The 24,306-nt window shown below is 59.7% G+C and carries 19 protein-coding genes; 9 read left to right on the top strand and 10 right to left on the bottom strand.

The window, feature by feature from the left end; translation table 11 throughout:
- Positions 1 to 34: 34 nt before the first annotated feature.
- The 3 genes from GRI91_RS08850 to GRI91_RS08840 form a co-directional block, all read right to left on the bottom strand.
- The gene (locus GRI91_RS08850) at positions 35 to 541 is read right to left on the bottom strand and encodes a copper resistance protein NlpE (RefSeq protein WP_160736279.1); all 507 of its coding nucleotides are present in this window, start codon (positions 539 to 541) and stop codon (positions 35 to 37) included.
- Between the two features lie 61 nt (positions 542 to 602).
- Positions 603 to 2,204, bottom strand: coding sequence for a carboxyl transferase domain-containing protein (locus tag GRI91_RS08845; protein WP_160736278.1), 1,602 nt, complete (start codon positions 2,202 to 2,204; stop codon positions 603 to 605).
- Positions 2,201 to 3,364 carry an acyl-CoA dehydrogenase family protein gene (locus GRI91_RS08840; protein WP_160736277.1) on the bottom strand — a complete coding sequence of 388 codons (1,164 nt, stop codon included), beginning with the start codon at positions 3,362 to 3,364 and terminating at the stop codon, positions 2,201 to 2,203. Before GRI91_RS08840 ends, GRI91_RS08845 begins: the two co-directional genes overlap by 4 nt.
- 162 nt (positions 3,365 to 3,526) lie before the next feature.
- On the opposite strand from GRI91_RS08840, the gene GRI91_RS08835 reads away from it, so the two are divergent.
- Genes GRI91_RS08835 through GRI91_RS08825 form a run of 3 tightly spaced genes read left to right on the top strand, consistent with a single transcriptional unit; the run spans position 3,527 to position 7,326 of the window.
- Complete coding sequence (locus GRI91_RS08835; RefSeq protein WP_160736276.1) at positions 3,527 to 5,023, top strand: PAS domain-containing protein; 1,497 nt, start codon at positions 3,527 to 3,529, stop codon at positions 5,021 to 5,023.
- A 9-nt stretch (positions 5,024 to 5,032) separates the two neighbouring features.
- Entirely contained in the window at positions 5,033 to 5,800 is a 768-nt protein-coding gene (locus GRI91_RS08830) for an ATP-binding cassette domain-containing protein (protein ID WP_160736275.1), read from the top strand.
- Positions 5,797 to 7,326, top strand: coding sequence for an ABC transporter permease/substrate-binding protein (locus GRI91_RS08825; protein ID WP_160736274.1), 1,530 nt, complete (start codon positions 5,797 to 5,799; stop codon positions 7,324 to 7,326). Before GRI91_RS08830 ends, GRI91_RS08825 begins: the two co-directional genes overlap by 4 nt.
- 65 nt (positions 7,327 to 7,391) lie before the next feature.
- On the opposite strand, the gene GRI91_RS08820 is transcribed toward GRI91_RS08825, so the two are convergent.
- Together GRI91_RS08820 and lgt are read right to left on the bottom strand one after the other, a co-directional pair.
- Complete coding sequence (locus tag GRI91_RS08820; protein WP_160736273.1) at positions 7,392 to 8,447, bottom strand: class I SAM-dependent methyltransferase; 1,056 nt, start codon at positions 8,445 to 8,447, stop codon at positions 7,392 to 7,394.
- A 1-nt stretch (position 8,448) separates the two neighbouring features.
- Complete coding sequence (lgt, locus tag GRI91_RS08815; RefSeq protein ID WP_160736272.1) at positions 8,449 to 9,309, bottom strand: prolipoprotein diacylglyceryl transferase; 861 nt, start codon at positions 9,307 to 9,309, stop codon at positions 8,449 to 8,451.
- A 97-nt stretch (positions 9,310 to 9,406) separates the two neighbouring features.
- Between lgt and GRI91_RS08810 the strand changes: the two genes are divergently transcribed.
- Positions 9,407 to 12,208: a [protein-PII] uridylyltransferase gene (locus GRI91_RS08810; RefSeq protein WP_237437756.1), complete on the top strand. Its 2,802-nt coding sequence runs from the start codon at positions 9,407 to 9,409 to the stop codon at positions 12,206 to 12,208.
- A 20-nt stretch (positions 12,209 to 12,228) separates the two neighbouring features.
- On the opposite strand, the gene GRI91_RS08805 is transcribed toward GRI91_RS08810, so the two are convergent.
- On the bottom strand, positions 12,229 to 12,894 hold the full coding sequence (locus GRI91_RS08805; RefSeq protein ID WP_160736271.1) for a YggS family pyridoxal phosphate-dependent enzyme: 666 nt from the start codon (positions 12,892 to 12,894) through the stop codon (positions 12,229 to 12,231).
- A gap of 22 nt (positions 12,895 to 12,916) precedes the next feature.
- Between GRI91_RS08805 and GRI91_RS08800 the strand changes: the two genes are divergently transcribed.
- From GRI91_RS08800 to GRI91_RS08785, 4 genes are all read left to right on the top strand, one after another.
- On the top strand, positions 12,917 to 13,465 hold the full coding sequence (locus GRI91_RS08800; RefSeq protein ID WP_160736398.1) for a thiamine phosphate synthase: 549 nt from the start codon (positions 12,917 to 12,919) through the stop codon (positions 13,463 to 13,465).
- 101 nt (positions 13,466 to 13,566) lie between these two features.
- Positions 13,567 to 15,939 (top strand): DNA translocase FtsK, encoded by a 2,373-nt coding sequence (locus tag GRI91_RS08795; RefSeq protein ID WP_160736270.1) that lies wholly within the window; start codon positions 13,567 to 13,569, stop codon positions 15,937 to 15,939.
- Positions 15,940 to 16,085: 146 nt separating this feature from the next.
- Positions 16,086 to 16,271 (top strand): hypothetical protein, encoded by a 186-nt coding sequence (locus GRI91_RS08790; RefSeq protein ID WP_160736269.1) that lies wholly within the window; start codon positions 16,086 to 16,088, stop codon positions 16,269 to 16,271.
- Between the two features lie 643 nt (positions 16,272 to 16,914).
- Positions 16,915 to 17,880, top strand: coding sequence for a GGDEF domain-containing protein (locus GRI91_RS08785; protein WP_160736268.1), 966 nt, complete (start codon positions 16,915 to 16,917; stop codon positions 17,878 to 17,880).
- Positions 17,881 to 18,030: 150 nt separating this feature from the next.
- Here GRI91_RS08785 and GRI91_RS08780 read toward each other — a convergent pair whose 3' ends face one another.
- Positions 18,031 to 20,457 (bottom strand): TonB-dependent receptor, encoded by a 2,427-nt coding sequence (locus tag GRI91_RS08780; protein WP_237437755.1) that lies wholly within the window; start codon positions 20,455 to 20,457, stop codon positions 18,031 to 18,033.
- Positions 20,458 to 20,476: 19 nt separating this feature from the next.
- Here GRI91_RS08780 and GRI91_RS08775 point away from each other — a divergent pair, with 19 nt between their 5' ends.
- Positions 20,477 to 21,109, top strand: coding sequence for a MarR family winged helix-turn-helix transcriptional regulator (locus tag GRI91_RS08775; protein WP_160736267.1), 633 nt, complete (start codon positions 20,477 to 20,479; stop codon positions 21,107 to 21,109).
- A 41-nt stretch (positions 21,110 to 21,150) separates the two neighbouring features.
- Here GRI91_RS08775 and GRI91_RS08770 read toward each other — a convergent pair whose 3' ends face one another.
- The 3 genes from GRI91_RS08770 to GRI91_RS08760 are packed head-to-tail and all read right to left on the bottom strand — an operon-like array spanning position 21,151 to position 24,299.
- Positions 21,151 to 21,711, bottom strand: coding sequence for a hypothetical protein (locus GRI91_RS08770; RefSeq protein WP_160736266.1), 561 nt, complete (start codon positions 21,709 to 21,711; stop codon positions 21,151 to 21,153).
- Positions 21,712 to 21,759: 48 nt separating this feature from the next.
- Positions 21,760 to 22,173 carry an acyl-CoA thioesterase gene (locus GRI91_RS08765; protein WP_160736265.1) on the bottom strand — a complete coding sequence of 138 codons (414 nt, stop codon included), beginning with the start codon at positions 22,171 to 22,173 and terminating at the stop codon, positions 21,760 to 21,762.
- Positions 22,170 to 24,299, bottom strand: coding sequence for a S9 family peptidase (locus GRI91_RS08760; protein ID WP_160736264.1), 2,130 nt, complete (start codon positions 24,297 to 24,299; stop codon positions 22,170 to 22,172). The genes GRI91_RS08765 and GRI91_RS08760 overlap by 4 nt, the downstream gene beginning before the upstream one ends.
- Positions 24,300 to 24,306: the final 7 nt, after the last annotated feature.

The raw sequence follows: 24,306 nt of genomic DNA, 5'->3' as shown, positions 1-24,306 counted from the left end.
GGCGCATGCAACGCGCCCCTGCCAGCATCACTGCTCAGTCTTTTTTATCTGCGATCGTATTGGTGGTCGCACCCGGACCGCCCTGCATGTCTGTATCATCCTTGCGATACATGCCTTCTACCGTGATCTCACTCGGCATGCTGTCTTCATTCTCAAGCCGGTAAATCGCCCCATCGGCGATGGAGAAAACACCGGCCTTGCCGTCGAAATCCTCGATCAGGATGCGGTTGTTGTCGTCCATCCGCTTATATTTGCCGGAGGTGACCGTTCCATCAGGCGCGGTATATTCATAGGTATCATCTTCATTCAGGCGCAGCGTGCTTTTGCCACCTTCGCCATCCTGACTGTAATTCCCGTAATATTTGATGGTCGTCAGGGAATTGGCTGGAACCTGCGGCAGATTCACTGGCACTTCATCCAGCGGCATCGCAGTTTCTTCCACCGGTTCTGGGGTGGCCTCGCCCGCTGGAGTCGTGTCACCACAAGCGGCAAGGCCCAGTGCCACAGGAAGGGTTACGGCCATAGCAATTCCAAAACGCATCAAATCCTCCTTCGAGATTATTTCTCTTCAATGAGCGAAGCCGGGCATGGTTTCAAAATCGCTACATTCTGAAAATTCCGAATTGCGCGCGGTCGGGAATCGGCGCCTCCAATGCTGCAGCCAAAGCCAGTCCCAACACATCACGCGTTTGTGCCGGATCAATCACCCCATCATCCCACAGCCGCGCTGTCGCATAATAGGGATTGCCTTCGTTTTCATACTTCTCGCGAATGGGCGCTTTGAAGGCTTCGGCTTCTTCCTCGCTCCAGCTGTCCGCATCACGGTGGACGGTCGCCAGCACGCTGGCCGCCTGTTCGCCGCCCATCACGCTGATCCGCGCGTTGGGCCATGTGAAGAGGAAACGCGGCGAGTAGGCGCGTCCGCACATGCCGTAATTGCCCGCACCGAAAGACCCGCCGATCACCACGGTGATCTTGGGCACCTGCGCTGTGGCAACCGCCGTCACCAGCTTGGCGCCATGCTTGGCGATCCCTTCAGCTTCATATTTGCCACCGACCATGAAGCCGGAGACATTCTGCAGGAACAGCAAGGGAATGCGGCGCTGACACGCCAGCTCTATGAAATGGGCGCCCTTTTGCGCGCTTTCGGAAAAGATCACGCCATTGTTGGCCAGGATTGCCACCTCGCGGCCCCAGATACGGGCAAAACCGCAAACCAGCGTATTGCCATAAGCGCTTTTGAATTCGTGAAATTCACTGCCATCCACCAGCCGCGCGATCACTTCATGCACATCATAGGGCGCGCGCACATCATCGGGGATGATGCTGTAGAGGTCTTCTTGCGCGAATTTGGGCGGCACCACGTCATGGCTGCCCGTTTGATGCTCTGGGTTGTCTCCCAGATGGCTGACAATATCCCGCAGGATCGTCAGTGCATGGGCATCATCTTCAGCAACATGGTCGACCACGCCGGATGTACGGCCATGAAGATCACCGCCGCCAAGATCCTCGGCGCTGATTTCCTCCCCGGTCGCCGCCTTGACCAACGGTGGTCCAGCCAGAAAGATCGTGCCCTGATTGCGCACGATCACCGTTTCGTCACTCATCGCCGGGACATAGGCCCCCCCGGCAGTGCAGCTGCCCATCACGCAGGCAATCTGCGGGATGCCGAGTGCGGACATATTGGCCTGATTATAGAAGATCCGTCCAAAATGGTCGCGGTCAGGAAACACCTCTTCCTGATGCGGCAGATTGGCGCCGCCACTATCCACCAGATACAGGCAGGGCAGGTGGTTTTCCTGGGCGATTTCCTGAGCCCGCAAATGTTTCTTCACGGTCATCGGATAATAGGTGCCGCCCTTCACCGTCGCGTCATTGGCCAGGATCATGCACTGACGGCCAGATACACGGCCGATGCCCGCGATTGCGCCAGCGCCGGCGACTTCATCCCCATACAAGCCATTGGCTGCCAGCTGTGCGATCTCCAGAAAGGGAGAGCCTGGATCAAGCAAACGCGCAACCCGTTCACGCGGCAATATCTTGCCGCGGGCGACATGTTTCTCCCGGCTTCTTTCGGACCCTCCCAGCGCGGCCTGCGCGACCTTGTCGCGCAATTCCTGCACCAGTGCACGATTATGCGCCGCGCGGGCAATCGCTTCCGGATCAGCCAGATCAAGCTGGCTGGTCAACACTGGCGCGCTCATGCCGCACCGATCAGTTCGCGGCCAATCAGCATCCGGCGAATTTCATTGGTGCCCGCCCCGATATCCAGCAGCTTGGCATCGCGCAAATACCGCTCCACCGGCCAGTCGGTGGTATAACCCGCCCCGCCCAATGCCTGTACCGCCTCTCCGGAAACACGAAAAGCGTTCTCGCTTGCCAGCAGGATTGCGCCCGCAGCATCGAACCGCGTGGTTCGCCCGGCATCGCAGGCGCGCGCCACCGCATAGGTATAAGCCCGCGCGGATTGCAGCGCGACATACATGTCCGCGACCTTGGCCTGCATCAGTTGAAACGTGCCAATCGGCTTGCCGAATTGCGACCGCTCCCGAACATAGGGGATAACGGTATCGAGACAGGCCTGCATGATGCCCAGCTGCACCCCGGCCAGCACGGTCCGTTCATAATCCAGCCCGCTCATCAACACTTTCACGCCCTGACCGACTTCGCCCAGCACATTTTCATCCGGCACAAAGCAATCGTCAAAGACCAGCTCAGACGTGGGCGATGCCTTCATCCCCATCTTTTCAATCTTTTGCGCAGGCTTGAAACCGCCAAAGTCCTTTTTCACCAGAAAGGCCGTGATGCCGCGTGATCCGGCATCGGGATCGGTCTTCGCATAGACCACCACCACTTGCGCATCATGGCCATTGGTAATCCAGAATTTGGTGCCATTCAGACGGTAACCGCCGTCGGTCTTGGTGGCGCGCAATTTCATCGAAACCACGTCGGAGCCCGCGCCGGGTTCGCTCATCGCCAGCGCGCCGACATGGTCGCCGGAAATGAGCCCAGGCAGATGTCTGGCCTTCTGCGCATCATTGCCCCAGCGCGCAATCTGATTGATACACAGGTTCGAATGGGCACCATAACTCAAGCCCACCGAAGCGCTTGCCCGGCTGACTTCCTCAATGGCGACGACATGTTCGAGATAGCCGAGGCCCAGCCCGCCATCATCCTCCGCCACCGTGATACCGTGCAATCCCAGCGCGCCCATTTCCGGCCATAATTCTATTGGGAAGCGGCTGTCGCGGTCGATCTCTTCTGCCAGCGGCTCAATCCGTTCATCGGCAAAACGGGCGATGCTGTCACGGATCATTTCCGCTTCTTCCGTCAGGGCAAAGTCAAATTCAGGCGTTGCTTTCATTTGTATTTTCCTCTCACGGTGTGTTGTAACGATCCCGCGCCTCAGGGCAAACTGCTTACAATTGGAACTTTGTCCAAAGGAAACAAAAATCTCTCGATAATCTCGGGTTCCCAATTGAAATCCCGCAATTTTCGACTAACTCCACCACTCGGAGGGTCTCACGTGACAGAAGCGAAAACCGGATCAGGCAGCGGCAATCCGCTGCCAGTTATCAACGAAGCACGCCGGTTGGAAACTCTGGCCGATTATCACGCCACGCAACTAAGCGGCGACCCTGAATTGCAGCGTATCGTGCACTTCGCCGCGAAACTGTGCGACGTGCCGACGGCAATCGTCAGTCTGGTTGAAAGCGAGCGGCAATGCTTCATCGCCCGTGAAGGGCTTGAAGACGAAGAAACGCCCCGCAGCGTGTCTTTCTGCGCACACGCCATGCTTGATGACGAGCTGATGGAGATCCGCGACGCCACGCAGGATGATCGTTTTGCGAAGAACGCTCTCGTACAAGGTGGGCCGCAGATCCGCTTTTATGCCGGTCAGCCACTGCATGCGAATGATGGATCGCCATTGGGCGCACTATGCGTGATCGATACGAAACCGCGCCCTGATGGTTTGAACGCGCTCCAGAAACAGGGGCTCAAAGTTCTCGCAGAGGCCGTGATGTGCCGGATGCAGGGCCACCGGGATGCCCTGTTCGCTGCAAAAGAAATCAAGGGCAAAGAAGGACAATTCCTCACTCTGGTGGATTCGATACCGGCGATTGCCTGGTCCACCGATGCGGAGGGTAATTTCGATTATTTCAACCGCCGGATGATCGAGTTTACCGGGATCGAACGCGCCGATAATATCGATGCGATCCATCCCGAAGATGCCGAGGCGGCCGACAAAGCCTGGCGGCATTCACTCACGACCGGCGAACCCTATGAGGCAGAACACCGGCTGCGCCATGCCGATGGCAGCTTCCGCTGGATGATGGCCCGGGCCATTCCGGTGCGCGATGATACAGGCAAGATCATCCGCTGGTTCGGCTCCGCCGTGGATATCGATGCCGTACACAAATTGTCGGACAGCCGCGATCTGATGGCGCGCGAATTGTCGCACCGGATCAAGAATATTTTCGCCGTGGTGTCCGGCCTGATCTCTCTGACCATTCGCAAACGCCCGGATCAGCGCGAACTGGGGGATGAACTCATTCAGACCATCCGCGCCCTGGGACGTGCACATGATTTCGTGCGCCCGGTGGACGGTGCGGCGAGTGACAATCTGCGCGGGCTGTTGCAGGAACTCTTTGCCCCCTATGGCACCGGAGACGGTGCAAGAGTGCGCGTGGTGGGCGATGATTTCGGGATTTTGGCCCGCAGCGCCACCCCGCTGGCGCTGGTATTCCACGAATTGGCAACCAATTCCGCCAAATATGGCGCCTTGTCGGTTGAGGATGGTTTTGTTGAGCTGTCCGTATCCGATCAGGATGACGATTTGCTGGTTCTGCTATGGGAAGAACATGGCGGCCCGCCGCCCAAGACGATGCCGACAGATGGCTTCGGATCGCGGCTGGTCGAAATGAGCGTAACCGGCCAGCTGGGCGGATCATGGGAGCGCCGCTGGAGCGAAGACGGCCTCGTCGTGGAGCTAAGCCTATCCAAGAAGGCCATCGCGGCTTAGACTCGCCTGATGGCTGATCCCCACATTCCCTTCCTCCATTTCGACAATGTGGGGAAGCGGTATGGCGAAACGATCGCGGTCAAATCAGTCGCCCTTTCGATCACGCCGGGGAGCTTCGTGGCTCTGGTCGGTGCATCAGGGTCCGGCAAATCGACGCTGCTGAAAATGGTCAACAGACTGATTGAGCCAAGCCAGGGCCAGATCGCGCTGGAGGGAATGGATGTCAGTGCGATGGCCCCAGCCCGCCTGCGACGGCGGCTCGGCTATGTTTTTCAGGGGATCGGATTGTTTCCCCATTTCACCATCGCCGAAAATATCGGCATCGGCCCGAGGCTTGAAAAATCGCGCCTGAGCGCCGCGCGCATTGAGGAATTGCTGGAACTCGTCGCGCTTGATCCCGCCATGGCCAGCCGCATGCCGGCGGAATTGTCAGGGGGCCAGCGCCAACGTGTGGGCGTGGCCCGCGCGCTGGCGGGCGAACCGCATGGCCTGCTGATGGATGAACCCTTCGGCGCATTAGACCCTGTCACCCGCGATGCGCTGGGCGAAAAAGTGCGTGAGCTGCATCGTCAGCTGAAGCTGACCACCATCATGGTCACGCATGACATGGCGGAGGCTTTGCTACTGGCAGACCGGGTGCTGGTGATGGATCAGGGCCAGATCGTGGCGGATACCACGCCGCGGCAATTGCTGGCCGGGGATGGCGGCGATGTTGCGCAGGCACTGGTGGCGGTCCCCCGCGCTCAGGCGCGGGCGCTGGCGGACCTGACACCATGAACGCATTTATCACCGCGCTCACCCGTCTTGGCGACCCTCTGGCGCAGCATGTGCTGCTCAGCGCGGCAGCGCTGGCGCTGGGCACGGCCTTTGCCTTGCCACTGGCCGTCTGGGCCAGCCGGTCGCGCAATGTCGCGCGGATAGCACTCGGTTTCGCCAGTCTGGTGCAGACCGTGCCCGCCCTCGCTCTGCTGGCCTTGTTCTTTCCCCTCCTGCTGGCGCTGCGGTCGGTTTTCGGACCCTCTTTGCCGACATTGGGGTTCCTGCCTGCCCTGCTCGCGCTGGCGCTCTATGCCTTGCTGCCCGTGCTGCGAAATGCCGTAACCGCGCTCACCAATCTCGACCCCGGCATTCTGGAAGCGGCCGATGGCGTGGGGATGACCGCATGGCAGAAATTGCGCCTGGTGGAGGCGCCATTGGCCGCCCCCTTCATCATGGCGGGTCTGCGCACCGCCGCGGTCTGGACCATTGGCGCTGCCACTCTGGCCACCACAATCGGGCAAACCAGCCTGGGCGACCCGATTTTTGCCGGCCTGCAAACGCAAAACTGGGCATTGGTGCTGGCGGGCTGTTTCGCATCGGCCGCGCTGGCACTGATTGCGGACGGACTGCTCGGCCTCGTCGAATGGGGCTTTCGCAAGCGCCGCAGGCTCGCCGTTTTTCTGGGGCTCGCACTGGCGGCAATCGGCATTATCGGTGCGGGTATTTCCACGCGGGACGGATCGCGCGACGTGGTGGTGATCGGGTCCAAGAATTTCTCCGAACAATTCACGCTGGCCCGGCTGATCGGGCAGCGGCTCGAAAATGCGGGCTATGCGGTGCAATATCGGGAAGGACTGGGCTCCGCCGTCATTCACGGTGCGCTGACCAGCGGCGCGATTGATGTGTATGTCGATTATGCTGGCACCATCTGGGCCAATGAAATGCAGCGCGGCGAGACACCGCCCCGCGCGCAGATGATCGACGAGATCCGCCAGTGGGAAGCGGACAATTCCGGCACATTGATGCTGGGTGCGCTGGGTTTCGAAAATGCCTATGCCTTCGCCATGAAGGAGGATCGCGCCGAAGTATTGAGAGTCGCCTCCCTGACGGATCTGGCAGCGTCCGCCCCCTCGCTGGCAGTGGGCGGCGATGTCGAGTTTTTCGAACGGCCGGAATGGCGCGCGGTGCAGAAAGCCTATGGTTTGCGCTTTGCAGACCAGCGCAAATATACCGCCACCTTCATGTATGATGCGCTGACCGGCGGAGAGGCAGATGTGATCGCCGCCTTTTCATCCGATGGCCGGATCGCCGCCGATCGGCTGCGCGTACTCACGGACCCCAAAGGAGCGCTGCCCGCTTATGACGCGCTGTTGCTGATCACCCCGTCGCGCGCAGAAGATGCGCGATTTGTCGATGCTCTGAAGCCGCTGATCGGCGCGATTGACGTCGAAACAATGCGAGAAGCGAATTATGCGGTTGATCGTGAGGTGGATAAGAAGTCACCGCGCGAAGCGGCCCAATGGCTGGCGGAGCAGATCGACTAAGCGCGCGGGTCAGGCCGCAGCCCCGGACCGGACCTCAAGCATATATCTGGGAAAGCCTGGCCCGCTCACGCCGAAAAGCCTGCCGCATCTTGCGGCCAGCCCGGCCCGGTCAGCGCCATAACCTTGAACAGAGTGCCCATCTGATCAGCGTTACACAGCCGCTCCATCGCAATTCGGGGCTCATCCGCTTTGTCAGGCGCGGCCTTGGCCAGCATGGCCGCGCGTTGCTCGATCCCCATGGCCCGCAGCCAGTCCCCCTGATCCGCAATGCCCAGACAGTGAGCCCCGCCCTGCCGGGCAGCTTCAGCCATGGCGGAAAAATCGACATGCGCGGTCAGATCCGCATCCCCCGGCATGGCCAGCGCATCCACCTTGCCATGCGCGCGCACCGCCTGCAGCGTTGATCCGCTACGCTCCTGCGCAGAGCCATAATCAATGAACAGCGCCACCCCGCCCTGTTTGGCCAGCCGGCGCGCCACCTCATCCACCACCGCAGCGGCTGCCGGGCAGGTTTCTATGATGTTCCCTGCCTTTGCATCGCGCCGATGCACCGGAACGGCGGCATCCATTGGTCTGTCACCGGCGATAAAAACGAAGGCATCCCCCTCCAGCGCAACCATACGCTCACGCCAGCCATTCTCCGTCATCACCAGTTGGCGGATCGGCAGAGCATCCAGAAATTCATTGGCAATCAGCAATAAGGGCCCATCATCCGGCAGTGTAGAGAGATCCTGATGCGCGGTTACATTTTCCACCGCCTGATCCTGCACCGCCCGCAAGGCTTCCGATCCTTCGACCAGATGGATATCGGGCCGGCATTGGAAGCGGTTCATCGCGCGCAAGGCATCCCGTGCCAGAGTGCCCCGGCCCGGCCCCAATTCGACATAATGCGCCGCACGGGAAGCCCCGCCCCGCGCCCACATATCGGTCAGCCACAGGCCCGCCAGTTCACCGAACATCTGGCTGATTTCGGGCGCGGTGATGAAATCGCCATCGCGCCCGAAAGGGTTATGCGTGCTGTAATAATGCGCGTTCGATTCGCCCATGAACTGCGCCACGGTGATCGGCCCGTGATGCGCGATCACCCGGCGCAGGCGCGCGGCAATATCCCGGTCCGGCATATCAGCTCACCGGCCGATCACCGCTGGCAATCGGTTTGCGGTTCAGCGACCACACGATCAGGCCGATCCCCAGAATGATCAGCGGAATGGTCAGCCACTGGCCCATATTGAGGCCGCTGCGCGCTGCAAATTCGGCCAGTTGCGCATCGGGCTGGCGGAAGAATTCGACCACGAAACGCGCGAGTGCAATGCCGGTAACGAACACGCCCACCAGCAATCCGGTCCGGAAACGTGCGCGCGTCCGCCAGAACAGGAACAGCATGATGATGACCATCAGCAGCCCTTCCAGAGCCGCTTCGTAAAGCTGGCTGGGATGGCGCGCCAACGGCCCGCCACCCGGGAAAACCATGGCCCAGGGCACACCTTCGCCTGCGGGGCGGCCCCATAATTCGCCATTGATGAAATTCGCGATCCGGCCCAGCGTCATGCCAAAGGGCACATTGACCGCGACATAATCCGCGACGCGAATGAAGGGCAGTCCGCCGCGCCATGAGACATAGGCCATGGCCAGAACGGTGCCGATCAACCCGCCATGAAAGCTCATCCCGCCATTCCAGACAGCGACCAGAGCCGACGGGTCGCTCCACAAGGAGGGTTCATAAAACGTCGCATAGCCCAGCCGCCCACCGAGAATCACACCCAATGTGCAGTAGAAGAACAGGTCTTCGACATGATCCTGGGCCATCGGGGCCCCCGGCGCCTTCACCATTTTGGAAAGGTGCCAATAGGCCAGCAGAATGCCGATCAGATAGGCGAGCGAATAATATCGCAGGGTGAAAAAGCCCAGCTCGATACCGGGGCGCAGCCCCAGATCAGCCCAATGGATCGCTTCTCCGCTGGCAGCGTTCAGAAATTCGAGCATGCGCGTGGGTTCCTTAGTCGCCTATGCCCCATGACATGGGGCAGCCCGCGCCTCTTTGGCACAAGCTCAGGACGGACGAAAGACCGCGAAACGTTGCATGATGCGGCGGGCTGGTTATCTTAGCGATGTGAGCGCCATACGGATCCCCAATCAGCGCGCGGTTATCGACCGCCGACGCCTTTCTCTCTCGCTGTCCGAGCTGGTACAGAAGCACGGCACGCAGAAGTCCCGCCAATATATTGTCGAGGCACTGCGCGAAGCGCTGGCCAAAGGGCGGGAGGAATTGAGCCGCCGGCTGATGCAGAAGCCATCTGCCGGGCATGAATGCACGCATGGCCACGCTTTTCTGATCGATCAGCTGATCCGGGTGATGCATGATCACATCATCACCGACATCTATCCCGCGCCCAATCGCTCCACGGCAGAACGGCTCACCCTGATCGCGGTCGGCGGTTATGGCCGCGCCGAAATGGCGCCGCATTCGGATATCGATATCGCCTTCATCACACCTTCCAAGGACACCCCCTGGTGCGAACAGGTGATCGAAGCGATTCTGTATCTCCTCTGGGATCTCAGCCTGAAGGTCGGCCATTCCAGCCGCACATTGAGCGATATGGTGCGCATGGCGAAACAGGATCTGTCCATTCGCACCGCTCTGCTGGAAGGCCGCTATCTATGGGGCGATCAGGAATTGTATGAGGAAGCCAGCAGGCGCTTCCATTCCGAAGTCGTCGCCGGCACCGAATCGCAATTCGTCTCGGAAAAGCTGGCCGAGCGCGATGCCCGCCATGGCCGGATGGGTAACAGCCGCTATGTCGTCGAACCCAATGTGAAGGAAGGCAAAGGCGGCCTGCGCGATCTTCAGACGCTTTACTGGATCGGCAAATATATTCACAAGGTCCGCAGCGCCGCCGAACTGGTCGATGTGGGCCTGTTCACACAGCCCGAATATCGCGCTTTCCGCCGGGCGGAGGGTTTTCTGCTGGCGGTACGGTGCCACCTGCACACCATCACCGGACGGGCCGAGGACCGGCTGACCTTTGACCTGCAACCCCAAGTGGCGGAGCGTATGCAATTTGCCGAAAGGCCCGGCAAAAGCGCGGTTGAACGCTTCATGCAATTCTATTTTCTGCAGGCCAAACATGTCGGTAATCTTACCGGCGTTTTCTTGGCCCAGCTGGATGAACAGATCGCCAGCAAGCGGCGGGCAAAGGGCCTGCTGGCCGGGTTCAAGGCACGATCACGGATTGTTAAGGGCTATAAGGTCTTTGGCGGTAAGATCGCCGCGCCTTCGGATGACTGGTTTCAGAAAGATCCAGTCCGCATGATCGAGATCTTTCAGATTGCCGAAGCCAATGGCTATGAAGTCCATCCCGAAACCATGCGGATGGCCAATCGCGATTCCGTGCTGATCAAGGGCCAGATCCGCAAAGACCCGCGCGCGAACCGATTGTTCATGGACGTGCTGACCGGCCATAACGACCCGGAAACCGTTTTGCGCTGGATGAATGAAGCCGGGGTCTTCGGACGCTTCGTGCCCGATTTCGGCAAGGTCAACGCGCAGATGCAGTTCGACATGTATCACCATTATACGGTGGATGAGCATACGATCCGCGCCATCGGCCTGGTCTCTCGAATAGAGAAAGGTGAGCTGCGCGAAGATCACCCACTGGCGCATGAAGTCATTCACAAGCTCGGCTCACGCGAAGTCATCTATGTCGCGACCTTGCTGCATGACATCGCGAAGGGCCGCAATGGCGACCATTCGGTGCTGGGCGCCGAAATTGCCCTGAAACTCTGCCCGCGCTTTGGGCTGTCCGAACGGGAGACCGCATTGGTCAGCTGGCTGGTACGCTATCATCTGCTGATGAGTGCGACCTCCTTCAAACGCGATCTGGCCGATCCCAAAACGATCGAGGATTTCGCCGCGCAAACGCAGAGCCTCGAACGGTTGCGCCAATTGCTGGTGCTGACCATTGTCGATATTCGCGCGGTCGGGCCCGGTGTGTGGAACAGCTGGAAACGGCAATTGCTGAGCCAGCTTTACGAACTGACAGAAGAGCGTTTGCGCCCCGGGAGCAAAACCCGCGGCCGTGATGAACGGGTGGAACGCAAACGGCAGGAAGTCGCTGAATTGCTGGGCGACGGGTCCGATGTCATCGAACATCTCGATGACCGTTTCGATGCCTCTTACTGGCTGTCCGAACCTGCCGATATCATCGCGCTCAACCTGCCGCATTATGCCGCAGCGAAACGGCTGACGCATCATCTGTCGATCCATTGCGAATATTATGCCGCGCGCGGCGCCACGCTGGTGACGGTGATTGCCGATGACCATCCCGGCCTGTTCTTCCGCATAGCGGGCGCCATTCACCTCGCTGGCGGAAACATCATCGACGCGCGCATTCACACCACAAGGGTGGGCAAGGCGGTCGACAATTTCCTGGTTCAGGACCCGCTGGGGCGCCCTTTCCATGAAGAAATGCAGCTCAACCGCCTGCAAAGCGCGATCGAAGACGCGCTGGCCGGCAAGATTGAACTGATGCCGCAACTGGCGCGTCAGCCCAACCCGCGCACTCGCTCCGACAGTTTCGAAGTCCGCCCGCGCGTGACGATCGACAACAAGGCCAGCGATCGCTTCACCGTGATCGAAGTGAATGCGAAAGATCGCCCGGCGCTGCTCAACCGACTGGCGCGGGCGTTGTTCGAATCCACCCTGATGGTGCATTCCGCCCATGTGACCCATTATGGCGAACGAGCGGTGGATACATTCTATGTCACCGACCTGCTCGGCGGAAAGCTGGACCGCGCAGAACGCCGCGACAATGTGGAAGAGATGCTGCTAACCGCTGCCAGCGAGGAAGCAGAACAGCAATATCTGGAAGCTGTCGCCGACTGAGCCGGCGGGCGGTAGGCCGATCAGGCCTCCCGCGCACCGAATAAGGCACTGCCCACGCGGATATGGGTCGCACCCAGCATGATCGCGGTTTCGAAATCACCGCTCATCCCCATGCTGCGCCCCTCCAGCCCATGATCGCGGGCGAGCTTGTCCAGCAGCGCAAAGAAGGGTGCGGCTTCGATTTCCAGGGGGGGTACGCACATCAGACCGGCAATCGGTATGCCCGCATCTTGCGCCGCGGATAGCAAGGCGGGCAGCTCGTCAATCGCACAGCCACCCTTCTGCTCTTCCTCGCCAATATTGACCTGCACGAAACAGGGGACCCGGCGATCCGCCTTATCCATCGCTTTGCCAAGCGCCTTCACTAGGCTCATCCGGTCCAGCGAATGGATGCAGTCAAACAATTCCACGGCATCATCGGCTTTGTTCGATTGCAACTGACCGACAAGATGCAGTTCAGTATCGGGATAATCCTCACACAGGGCCGGCCATTTGGCCTGCGCTTCCTGCACGCGGTTCTCCCCAAAAACGCGCTGCCCCTCTTCCAGCAAGGGGCGAATCCGGTCTGCATCATGCGTCTTGCTGATGGCGATCAAGGTAACAGAATCTGCCTCGCGCCCGGAGATCTTGCAGGCATGGGCCATTTTCTGGCGAATATTCCCGAGCGGGGTGGCTGAATTATCCATAGGATCCGCCTATAGCGTGGCTATGGCGCATTTCCAGACCCGGCCTTGCGATACTCTGCCGCGATTGTGGCTGATTTCGGATGCCCGCAATGATCGGCAGCTGGAAAATGCGCTGCAACGCCTGCCGCGCGGGTCGGGCTTTATCTATCGCCATTACCACCTCTCTCACCGCGAACGGGCCGCACGCTTTGCCGCTCTGCTGCGACAGGCGAAATCGGCAAACCATGTGGTAGTGCTGGCAGATGATGCAGCAACCGCCCGCCAATGGGGGGCAGATGGTGTCTATGGCCGCGCGGCCCTGCATCCGGCACCCGGCCTGCTGCGCCTCTCCACCGCGCATTCACCGGCAGAGATTGCACAGGCCAATCGTGCCCGCGCCGATATGGCCCTGATCTCCCCCATATTCCCGACCCATTCGCATCCCGGCGCGCCGCATCTCGGGCCGATGCGATTTCAGGCACTGGCCGCACTGGCCACCATGCCGGTCATCGCCCTGGGGGGCATGAATCCGCGCAATGCCCGGCGATTGCGGATCAATCACTGGGCGGCGATTGACGGTCTCACCCCCTGACCCCATTGCTCCGACTTGACGGGGACTCCACCGCTTGCGCATTATAGAGCGCTCCAGCGACATATCGGGCCACCTATTCGGCCACAGATCAGGAAAGCATCATGGCGACACGGGCAGCGAGCCGACAAGGCAGCAAGAACAGCGTGACCGATTGGCGCGCCGCTTTCCGCGCCAGCTTGCGCCGCGCCGCGCAGCTGACCGGTGCGGTGCTGCTCTTCGCTGCGGCGCTGTTTCTGGCACTGGCGCTGCTGACCTATAGCCAAACCGATCCATCCTCCTCCACCGCCGCGGCAGGGTCCAATGTCCACAATTGGATGGGCCGCCCCGGTGCCTGGGTGGCGGATTTTGTGCTGATGATTTTTGGCCCGGTCGCCATATTGTTGCTGCCGCTGCTATACGCTTTTGGCCGCAAGCTCTGGCGCGATGCCGAGAATGAAGCCACCCCGCATGGCCGCCGCTGGTGGCGCACCGTGGGCATGCTTTTGGCCGCGATGTTGTTGCTGTGCATCGTTCTGTCGCTGATCTTCGACGGGCCCGGCGGCAGTCTGCCCGCATCCTTTGGCGGACTGGCCGGGCTGCTCGGCGCCAAATTGGTCGAAGCGCTTTCCGGATTGCTGCCAGAGGCGGTGCAGGGTTGGGCTATTCTGGCGCTTTCGCTGGCCTTTCTGGCTGGTGCCGCGACATTGATAAGCCGGGTCTTTGCCATTGACTGGGCGCAATTGCTCACCCTGCCCCGCTTCCTGCCGAACCTGCCTACACTGCGCCGCGCACGCTCTGAGAGAGCGGAAAAGCCGAGAAAAACCGCGCCGGAAACAACCCGCGAAGAGAGCAACACAGCCAGCCCCGCCATTCCCTTTGCAGAAACGCCGCCGCGCAAGGCGCCGGAAATTTCCGACCCCACCGCTCCGGTCGCCCCCGCTATCGCGAGCGGCAAGGCGAAGCAGAAGGATTTCTTCGACGATTTCGATCTGCCCAGCATCGATCTGCTGACCGATCCGCCGGTCAATAACGGGCCCAAGCTCGACAAGCTGGCACTGGAGCGCAATGCCCGGCTGCTGGAAAATGTGCTCGATGATTTCAACGTGAAGGGTGAGATTACCGCGGTACGCACTGGCCCGGTCGTCACGATGTACGAACTGGAACCGGCCCCCGGCATCAAGGCCGCCCGCGTGATCGGCCTGGCCGAGGATATCGCCCGCAATATGAGCGCGATTTCCGCGCGTGTTTCCCCCATTCCGGGCAAGACGGTGATGGGTATCGAACTGCCCAATGCCGACCGGCAGATGGTAGCCTTCAAGGAACTGGTCGCTGCCGCAGCCTTTCAGGATGCCAAGGGCAATCTGCCGATCATTCTGGGCAAGGATATTGCCGGCGAACCGATCGTCGCCGATCTTGCCGCCATGCCGCATTTGCTGGTCGCCGGTACCACCGGTTCGGGTAAATCGGTCGGGCTGAACTGTATTTTGCTCTCGCTGCTCTATCGTTTCAGCCCGGCGGAATGCCGCATGATCCTGATCGACCCCAAAGTGCTCGAACTGAAGAGCTATGACGATATTCCGCACCTCCTGTCCCCGGTGGTGACCGAACCGCATAAGTCGGTCCGCGCGCTGAAATGGGCGGTGGAGGAAATGGAACGCCGCTACCGGATGATGTCCTCCATCGGCGCGCGCAATCTGGGCGGTTTCAATGAACGGGTGAAGACTGCGCAGGCCAAGGGCAAACCGCTCGGCCGCCGCGTTCAGACGGGCTTCGACCCCGAAACGGGCGAGGAATTGTTCGAGGAGGAACAGCTCGATTACGAAGCGCTGCCACAGATCGTGCTGATCGTCGACGAACTGGCCGACCTCATGGTGACGGTGGGCAAGGAAATCGAAGTGCTGATCCAGCGCCTCAGCCAGAAATCGCGTGCCGCCGGCATCCATCTGATCATGGCGACACAGCGCCCGTCGGTCGATGTCATCACCGGCGTGATCAAGGCCAACCTCCCCACCCGGATCAGCTTCCACGTCACCAGCCGGATCGATTCGCGCACCATTCTGGGTGAACAGGGCGCGGAACAATTGCTGGGCAAAGGCGACATGCTGTTCAAACCCAGCAGCGGCGCGCTGAAACGCGTCCACGGCCCCTTTGTCTCCGATGAAGAAGTGGAAGTGGTCGCCAATCACTGGCGTGCGCAGGGCCAGCCCGATTATGTCGAATCGGTCACCGAAGAACCCGAAGATGGCGGCGGTCTGTCCTTCGAGGATGAACTGACCGCTTCCGACAATCCGGAAGAACGCAAATACCGCCAGGCCTGCCAGATCGTGATCGAAAACCAGAAGGCGAGCGGCAGCTGGCTGCAACGCCAGATGGGCGTCGGCTACAACACCGCGGCCAAATGGATCGAACGGATGGAAAGCGAAGGTCTGGTCGGCCCCGCCAACCATGTCGGCCGCCGCGAAATCTTCCGCGACCGCGACGGGAACCCGCTGTGAGGGGCGCCTGACCCCGCTCGTCATTCCCGCATAGGCGTGCAGGAGCCGTTTGCAGACAGTCTGATTTTGCAACACCAAGCCCGGAAAGCGGCCCTTCAGCTTACGACAACGTTGCAGACAACTGGTTCGGGTGGCATTGATGTCACGTGAGCCGCAGTAAACATCAGACCCGCAAGGGTGTCATGGACGGACAGTCCAAGCGGGGGATCGATTTGATGTTCGCCGAACGAGACCATGATGCAATGGAATGGGTTGCGAAACGACAGATCAAAAAAGACACTCTTAACGGTCGTCGTGCGGCGAAGATGGGCGCTGAATCACAAGAGGACTGATGTTCTCTTCCGCGACATTGCGGGCGTTGAATACTATGCTCGTGGCCAGCGTTTCTTGGGTTCCTGAGTAGCGAGACGAATCGTTTTCTCGTCTCTCTCATCGATGTTAATGATGTGATGGGGGCCGAAAGGCAACTCGATGCCGCTCCAGAACTCTCCATTCTCCGCAAGGGAATCCGGGTCGTTATCCAATAGTCCTAGATAGCCACCTACAGTCCGCTCCCGAACAAGCACCCACATGCGTTCTACCGCGACAGGCTCACCGGGGTCATCTACGCTGATGCGAAAGATGAGTTTGGCAAAGTCGCCGGGCTGTAACGCTTCGCGAGCCTCACGGGTTGGTATCAAGAACGTCGCAGGAGCGTCTCGATGACGCTCTTCACCGTCTTCTAGGCACCAACCGTCTACGTCGTAATCAGGCTCTCTCATCACAGACACTTATCGCCTCGCCGGACGTCTGGAAAGCACCCCATTTCTGCCGTACCATCGTTTCTCGCGCAGCTCTGAAAGACGACATGACAGCTTTGGCGATTTTCTGATTAAAATCTGCCATTCCGCTCACGACCCACACTCCGTCGTTGAGTGCGCAAATGTCGCAGCCTGGGAAACGGTCTCTTAAGATACGCAGGACTATGGGCATATCATGTCGATGTCTATTCAGCAGTCCAATGTGCCCTGTCGCGCACAGATCGAGTCACCGCAGACCTTGCCGGGATGCCAGCCGGGCCGGATCGACCCACTACTCGACCGTGCGATGGCCTCAGCAAAGGTCGGCGCCTGGTCTTGCGACCTTTCCGACAACGGGCTGAACTGGACATCAGGTGTCTACGATATCTTCGGGTTACCTCACGAGACCGTCGTTGATCGGCGAGAGACGCTTGATATGTACGCGGAAGAATCCCGTGATGAATTAGAGAGGCTCCGCGCCGAAGCCATAGCCCGAAGCGGCATCTTCACTCTCGATGCTCAAGTTAGGCGTTCGGATGGAGAAAAGCGGTGGATGCGTATCCACGGAGAGATGATCCGTTCCGCTGGCGCTGCTCCCATCCTCCATGGCTTGAAGCAGGATGTGACCGAAGAAAAAATGCGTTCGGAGGCGCTGCGGCGCTTGGCGGAGAATGACGCACTTACCGGCCTGGCCAACCGCGCTATCTACGAAAGCCGATTCCTTAACGGGCAGCGCACTGGTGCAGGGGTCGGATCACTCGGCGCACTTGTCCTTTTCGATCTGAACGATTTCAAGCAGATCAACGACCGGTGGGGCCATTTGGCGGGAGATGCCTGTCTTAAGGTATTCGCGGAGCGGTTATCCGCGATCTTTCCAGAAGCACTGCTTACCGCGAGGATCGGCGGCGATGAGTTCGCCGTGATACTTGGTAACGATGAGCCAGCAGACGTTATTGAGGCGCGCATCGCCCGCTTCCTGATCCACTTGCGTGCCCCCATTCTTTGGCAAGGGCACATGTTCACCGTCAGCGCCTCCAGCGGCATCGCGTTTTCGACCGATCCATATTCCTACGATGCCGAAGAAGTGTTCATCAGGGCCGACGCAGCGCTTTACGCCACCAAAAGAAGTTCTTGGCGGGCGCGGGTATCTGACCGCTGCTGAAACCGGGCATAGCTGGCCATAGATCCATTCCGACCGCAAGACCCACTCGCAAGCGTCTAAAGCGTAGATCCGCGGAGGCGTCGCTCTGCAGCAAAAACGGGGCAGCCCCAAAGGACCGCCCCGCTCTTGTAACCCTCTGACTTTCCGCAATCAGAACTCAGCAGAAACCTGCACGTACCAGTTGCGGGGGCGGGCGTAGATCTTTTCGGCGTAGCCCAGCGTGCCGAGCGAGGCGTTGCCCTGGATCAGATAGTCCTTGTCGAACAGATTGATCACGCCGGCCTGCAGTTTCCACGTGTCGTTCACGCCCAGCTCGACCGAACCATTGGCCACGAAATAGCCATCCTGTTCGATTTCCGGAACGCTGCCGGTGATAAACTGGAGCTTCGAGGTGTAGCTGCCATCAAACCGCGGGGTGAGCGTCATCCGGTCATTCAGCAGGAATTCGTAAGAAATCGCGAAATTGCCCTGGAATGACGGGGTCAGCGGCAGGCCGTCACCTGGCTGCACCGTGGCCGTCGCGCCCGGAATCGGGGTGATGGACAGGATTTCATCATCCAGCGTGCTGGCCCCGGCATCGATCCTCAGACCGCTGCCATAGGGGTGATAGCTTGCTTCCGCTTCAAACCCGCGAATGCGCGCTTTACCGGCATTGAACAACAGCGGCACGGCGCCTTCACGGAAGACCAGCTGAATGTCCTTATAGTCGGCCTGGAACGCGGCCATGTTCAGGCGGAAATCACCGACTTCCATCTTTGCACCGATTTCATAGCTATCGACCGATTCTTCATCGAAGGGAACCGGTTCGAAATCTGGCGGCGGGGCGTTGTAGCGCGTGTTGAACCCGCCCGATTTGAAACTGCGGGCATAGGATACATAGCCATTCAGCCAGTCGGTGAATTCATATGCGGCACTGGCGGAGCCAGTCAGCGCGCTGAACGTCTTCCGATTGGGTGTGTTGTAGATATAGAGCGGACCGCCATCGGGAATGGCTTCGGTCGGCAGCGGATCGGGATCGGGCAAGGTCGAGGGGAACAGGTTGAACACTGTCCCCTGATAGGTCTTGCGGTCTTCCGTATAACGCAGGCCGCCGGTCAGTTCGAGCCGGTCGGTTACTTCATAGGACAGCTCGCCAAATGCCGCCATGGAACGCGTTTCCAGATCGGAGAACTGCAAGTCGCGCGAACCGGGGCCACCATTGAGGATCGACCCGATCACCTGCGGCGTGGGCGGGAAGGACAAGGGCACGGTCGCCCGTTCATTGGTGTCTTCATCGAAATAATAAAGGCCGATGATCCCGCTGACCGGACCGGAATCATATTGCATCTGCAGTTCCTGACTGAACTGCTTCGATTCCGAGCCGACATCGGTGGTGATGATTTCAAACGGCGTGTTGTCGGCATCGCGAATGCCGCGCGATTCGGTGGAGCGATAGGCCGTGATGCTCTTCAGCGTCACTTCGGGGGAGACATCCCACACGGCAGTGCCCGACACGCCCCACACTTCCGAGGTACTGAGCACGGGCGCCGTGCCGCCATTGACGAATTTGCCCTTGGCCTGGAAGTCATTGGCGCAGCGCGCATCATCGATCAGCGGCACATTGGGCGCACCGAAACGTGGATCACCCGGTTCCAGCGGAGCGAAGGGAATGGTCGCGCCGGGGCATCCCGCACCGACGCTGACAATGGCCGGAACCGGCGCATTTTCATTGATCCCGGCAAAGACGAATGGCGCTCCGTTTTCGTCGCGCTTGGTGTAATCGCCGCGCAGCGAGATTTCGAAATTGGGAGTTGCTTCCCAGCGGAAGGCGCCGTTCAGCGTGAAACTGTCATCATTGCCCAGATCCAGCCCGTCAAAGGCGCGAATGACATAGCCGTCACGCTTGCGGAAACCGCCCGAAACACGCGCCGCGGCATTGTCTGAAATCGGCAGATTGAGCGCGGCAAACCCTTCGATCAGATCGTCTTCGCCAGCACGAATGCGCCCCTTGCCGGAAAATTCGCCGAAAATCGGTTCTTGTGTGCGGATCAGAATGGCACCGCCGATCGTGTTGCGGCCAAACAAGGTACCCTGCGGCCCGCGCAGCACTTCAACCCCGGCAATGTCGCCAAATTCGATCGTTCCGCCAACCGAGCGACCGACATAGACTTCATCAATATACATGCCGACGCCCGGATCGACCGCAGCCGTCGGGTCAAGCTGACCGATACCGCGAATGAAGACAACCGATGCGGCGCTGTTGCCGGACAATTGACCGGCAGGTTTGAACTGCAGGCTGGGCGTGATCTTTTCGAGATCCTGCGTCTGGCTGATCTGACGTTCGGCCAGCATGTCCGCGCTGAACGCAGAAATCGCAACCGGCGTTTCCTGCAGGCTTTCTTCACGGCGACGGGCGGTCACGATAATCGCCTGATCAAGCGACTGAACCGTGGCATCCTCTGGCGCGGGTGAAGTGGTGGTATCCTGTGCAGTTTGCGCCTGGGCGGTTGTCGCCAATCCGCAGGCCCCCAGCATAGTGGCGGCAAGGGCGCAACTGCCCAGCAATGGCGCGTGAAAGCGGCGTGAACCGTTCCTCATGATGTACTCTCCCAATTTCATGGCAAATTTCTATTCGCCGAGATTAGGTAATCTGTTACGGTTCATAATAGATACAGGCAATAATCAAATTCGGATGCCCGCCAACAAGGTCAAGAATAGAAGCAAAAATGCCACACTCTCTCTTTCCAAAAAAACGCGTTTACCCATGGTGAAGCCCCATCCGACTCGCTTTCCGGAAATAGAAAATGAGGGGGTGGACTTTGGTATTCTGCTGAGTCTTTCGGGATTTTCTACGCGTCTGGCCTGGATATTGGGCAGGACCCTGCTCGACGAGGCTATCGCTGAGCCGGGGGTTACACCGCAACGCTTCTCTTTACTTGAAGTGATTGGATGCAATCCCGGCCTTACTCAAAAGGCATTGGCCGATGCGCTCGGCATTTCCGGCCCCGCCGCATCCGTCATGATCGATTTCTGGACCAAAAAGGGCTATGCCGAGCGGCGAACCGTAAATGCAGACCGGCGCTCCTTTGGCATTTTCCTGACCAAAGAGGGCGAGACGGGACTGGCCGAATTGCGTGACCGTGTTCTGGCGGCCGACGCGGCCCTGACCGCAAATCTGACAGCGGACGAAATCAGGCAGTTCCGCAGCCTTCTGGCCAAGCTGCATTATCAGTCGAGACTGGCTCCGTGAAGGCTGGGCCAATGCTCGACGAGAGACCGAATTCTCGACACTTAATTTGCAGGATTGTATATCGCCGTTGCGATCACCTGCACTCTGTCTAACCTCTGGCCGGACTCATTTGCGCGACTGACGATCATGGAGAAAGCTGGTTCCTCGCGGTTGCGATACGTCGTAGAAACCATACCGCCTGCCGAACGCGTTTCCAGCACCTCCCAGCGGCGCCGAAACTCTCTCTGATTGATGACAGCTTCAACAGTAGGCTGCAAATCCTCTCCACCGCCACCGGTGATATGACACATGGGAAGCCGGTCAGAGACAACGAGTATATACCCCGCTTCGTCCGTCGAATTGATGCGCCAGTAATGGTTCGCCACGCGCAGCTTCTCCGGCGGGAGAGCAGCCGCATCTACCGATTCAACAAGGCCCATCCGATTGCCGAGGCCAATTGTTGCGATGAAGGGCTCAACACCCTCAGCCCAACTTGCCGGGTTGAGAACCCACTCTTCACAGCCGCGCAGTGCTCCGGCAAACCCTGCTTTCAGCGGATCCTCAGCGTGAACAGGATACGCTGTCGTGAAAGCTGCAAACAGGACTGCAAAACGAAAGGTCATCGGGAAGCCTTTTCAAGTAAACTGCGCGGTGAAGCGGTTCGGCATTTGCTATTCGCCTGATGCGACAGGCAGAAACGGCGCGGCCACTTCAGCCGGAACGCGTGTCAGGCGCAGGGTTTCGCGGTCGATCATCGCCCAGCGGGTACGGGCGGTGACGATGGCCTTCCCCGCTTCATTGCGGAAGCTGTAGTGGCGCGTGAATTGCGGGCCGCGCGGCCCTTCGCGGATTTCGGTCACACCCTCCACGCTTTCACCTTCACGGATATTGCCGCGATAATCGATCTCATGCCGGGTCACCAGCCAGGCATAGCGCTGCTGATGCTCGGCGGGTGCCACCGCTTCCCAATGGGCGGTGGAAAGATCCTCCATCCATTGCACCCAGACGGCATTGTTCACATGGCCGTTCACGTCGATGTGACGCGGCTCGGCAGTGAAGCGGAGGCGGTGGCTGCTGTGGCTCATGCCGCCGCGGTTTCCTCTTCGCTCAGGCCGAACTGCCACAGGATGAAGGCGAATTCCTCGGCCATTTCTTCCAGCGACTGGAAGCGACCGGACTTGCCGCCATGGCCCGCGCCCATATTGGTCTTGAGCAGCAATTCATTGTCGTCGGTCTTCAGCTCGCGCAATTTGGCGGCCCATTTGGCCGGCTCCCAATAGGTCACGCGCGGATCGTTGAGCCCGGCGGTCACGAGCAGCGGCGGATAGGCCTGCGCCCGGACATTGTCATAGGGGGAATAGCTGCGGATCAGCTCGAAAGCCTCGCGATCCTCTATCGGGTTGCCCCATTCGGGCCATTCGCCCGGCGTGAGCGGCAGCGAGGCATCGAGCATCGTCGCCAGCACATCCACGAAGGGCACATGAGCGACGCAGGCGCCGAACAGATCCGGGTCGGAATTGATCACCGCGCCCATCAATTCGCCGCCCGCAGAACCACCCGAAATGCTGATCCGGCCCTTTTTGGTGTCACCGCGCGCGATCAGTCCCTTCGCCACATCAACGAAATCGGTAAAGGCATTGGTCCGGCTTTCCAGCTTGCCCGCCTTGTACCAGGCGCGGCCAAGATCGTCGCCGCCGCGAATATGCGCGATGGCATAGGCAAAGCCGCGATCCACTAGGCTGAGCCGCGTGGTCGAAAAGCCCGGCGGAATGGCGAGGCCATAGGCACCATAGCCATAGAGATGGAGCGGGCCGCCCTGTGCGCGGTCTTTCCGATACATCAGGCTGACCGGAACCTTCGTGCCATCGCGCGCCTCTATATCCAGCCTTTCGGTGACATAGAGATCGCGGTCATAGCCCGAAGGGATTTCCTGAACCTTCAGCACCTCCAGCCGCTTCTCCGCGACATGGTAATCATAGGTGGTCGCCGGGCTGACCATGCTTTCATAGGACAGGCGCAGCTTTTCCATATCCCATTCGGGATTGTCGGCGAGGCCGGCGGAATAGCTTTCTTCGGGAAAGGCCACTTCCTCCACCTGCGCCGCGTCGTCATAGCTGCGGATCTGGATTGTATCGAGGCCGTTCAGCCGCCCTTCGGTGACATAGAAGCGTTTGAAAAGCTCAAAGCCGGTGAGATAGAATTCATCCGACCCTTCGATCAGCGTGGTCCATTCACCCGGACGGGTGAGTGGTGCGGTGGCGAGGCGGAAATTCTCATGGCGATCATTGGCATGGATGAAGAGCGTATCATCCCTGAGATCCACGTCATATTCGACGCCCACCTCGCGCGCTCGCACCAGAATGGGTTCGACCAACGGATCGGCAGCGGGCAGCAATCGTATTTCGCTGGTTTCATGGTCGCCCGTGCCGATGATCAGCCATTCTTCATTCGCGGACAGAGCCGAGGACACACGGAACCCCTCGTCATCCTCGTGATAGAGCTCGATATCCTTTTCAATCGCATCACCCAGCCAGTGCAGCCGTGCATTGTCGGTGCGCCATTGTTCATTGGCGAGCGAATAGACGAGGCCCTTATCGCCGCCCACCCAGATCAGCGATGACAGCGTACCGGGAATTTCGTCACCCAGCATTGCGCCGGTGTACAGGTCCTTGATCCGCGCGGTGAAGCGTTCGGAGCCATTGTCATCCACCGCATAGGCCAGCAGGCGGCCATTGCTGCTGATGGAAAAGGCACCGAGGCGGAAATAATCCTTCCCCTCTGCCAGCGCCACCTCATCCAGGATCAGCTGGTCAGCGCTGCCATCCTCCGCTGCCCCCACCGGGCGGCGCCACCATTTCTTATATTCGGCGCCTTCTTCATATTCGACCCAGTAAAGATAATCGCCATCCTTCTGCGGCACCGATCTGTCGGCTTCCTTGATCCGACCGCGCATCTCGGCAAAAAGTTTTTTCACCATGCCGCCTTGCGGCTTCATCCGCGTTTCGAACCAGCGATTCTCCTCCTCCAGATGGGCAAGGATAGTTTCGCTGGAAACCTCCGGATAACCGGGATCGCGCAGCCACGCATAGGGGTCGTCGATCGCGATTCCGTGATGCGTCATCACGAAATTTTTCTTTGCCGCGAGTGGCGGATGGATCGGTTCGGGGCGGGTCGGCTCGGTGCCGGTGGTGGAATTGGCCATGGGGAGCATCTATGTA

Origin of the sequence: Altericroceibacterium endophyticum (assembly GCF_009827595.1) — a bacterium.
Lineage (GTDB): Bacteria > Pseudomonadota > Alphaproteobacteria > Sphingomonadales > Sphingomonadaceae > Altericroceibacterium > Altericroceibacterium endophyticum.
The sequence above is the reverse complement of the archived record's forward strand: the minus strand, read 5'-3'. Positions and strand labels throughout refer to the sequence as shown.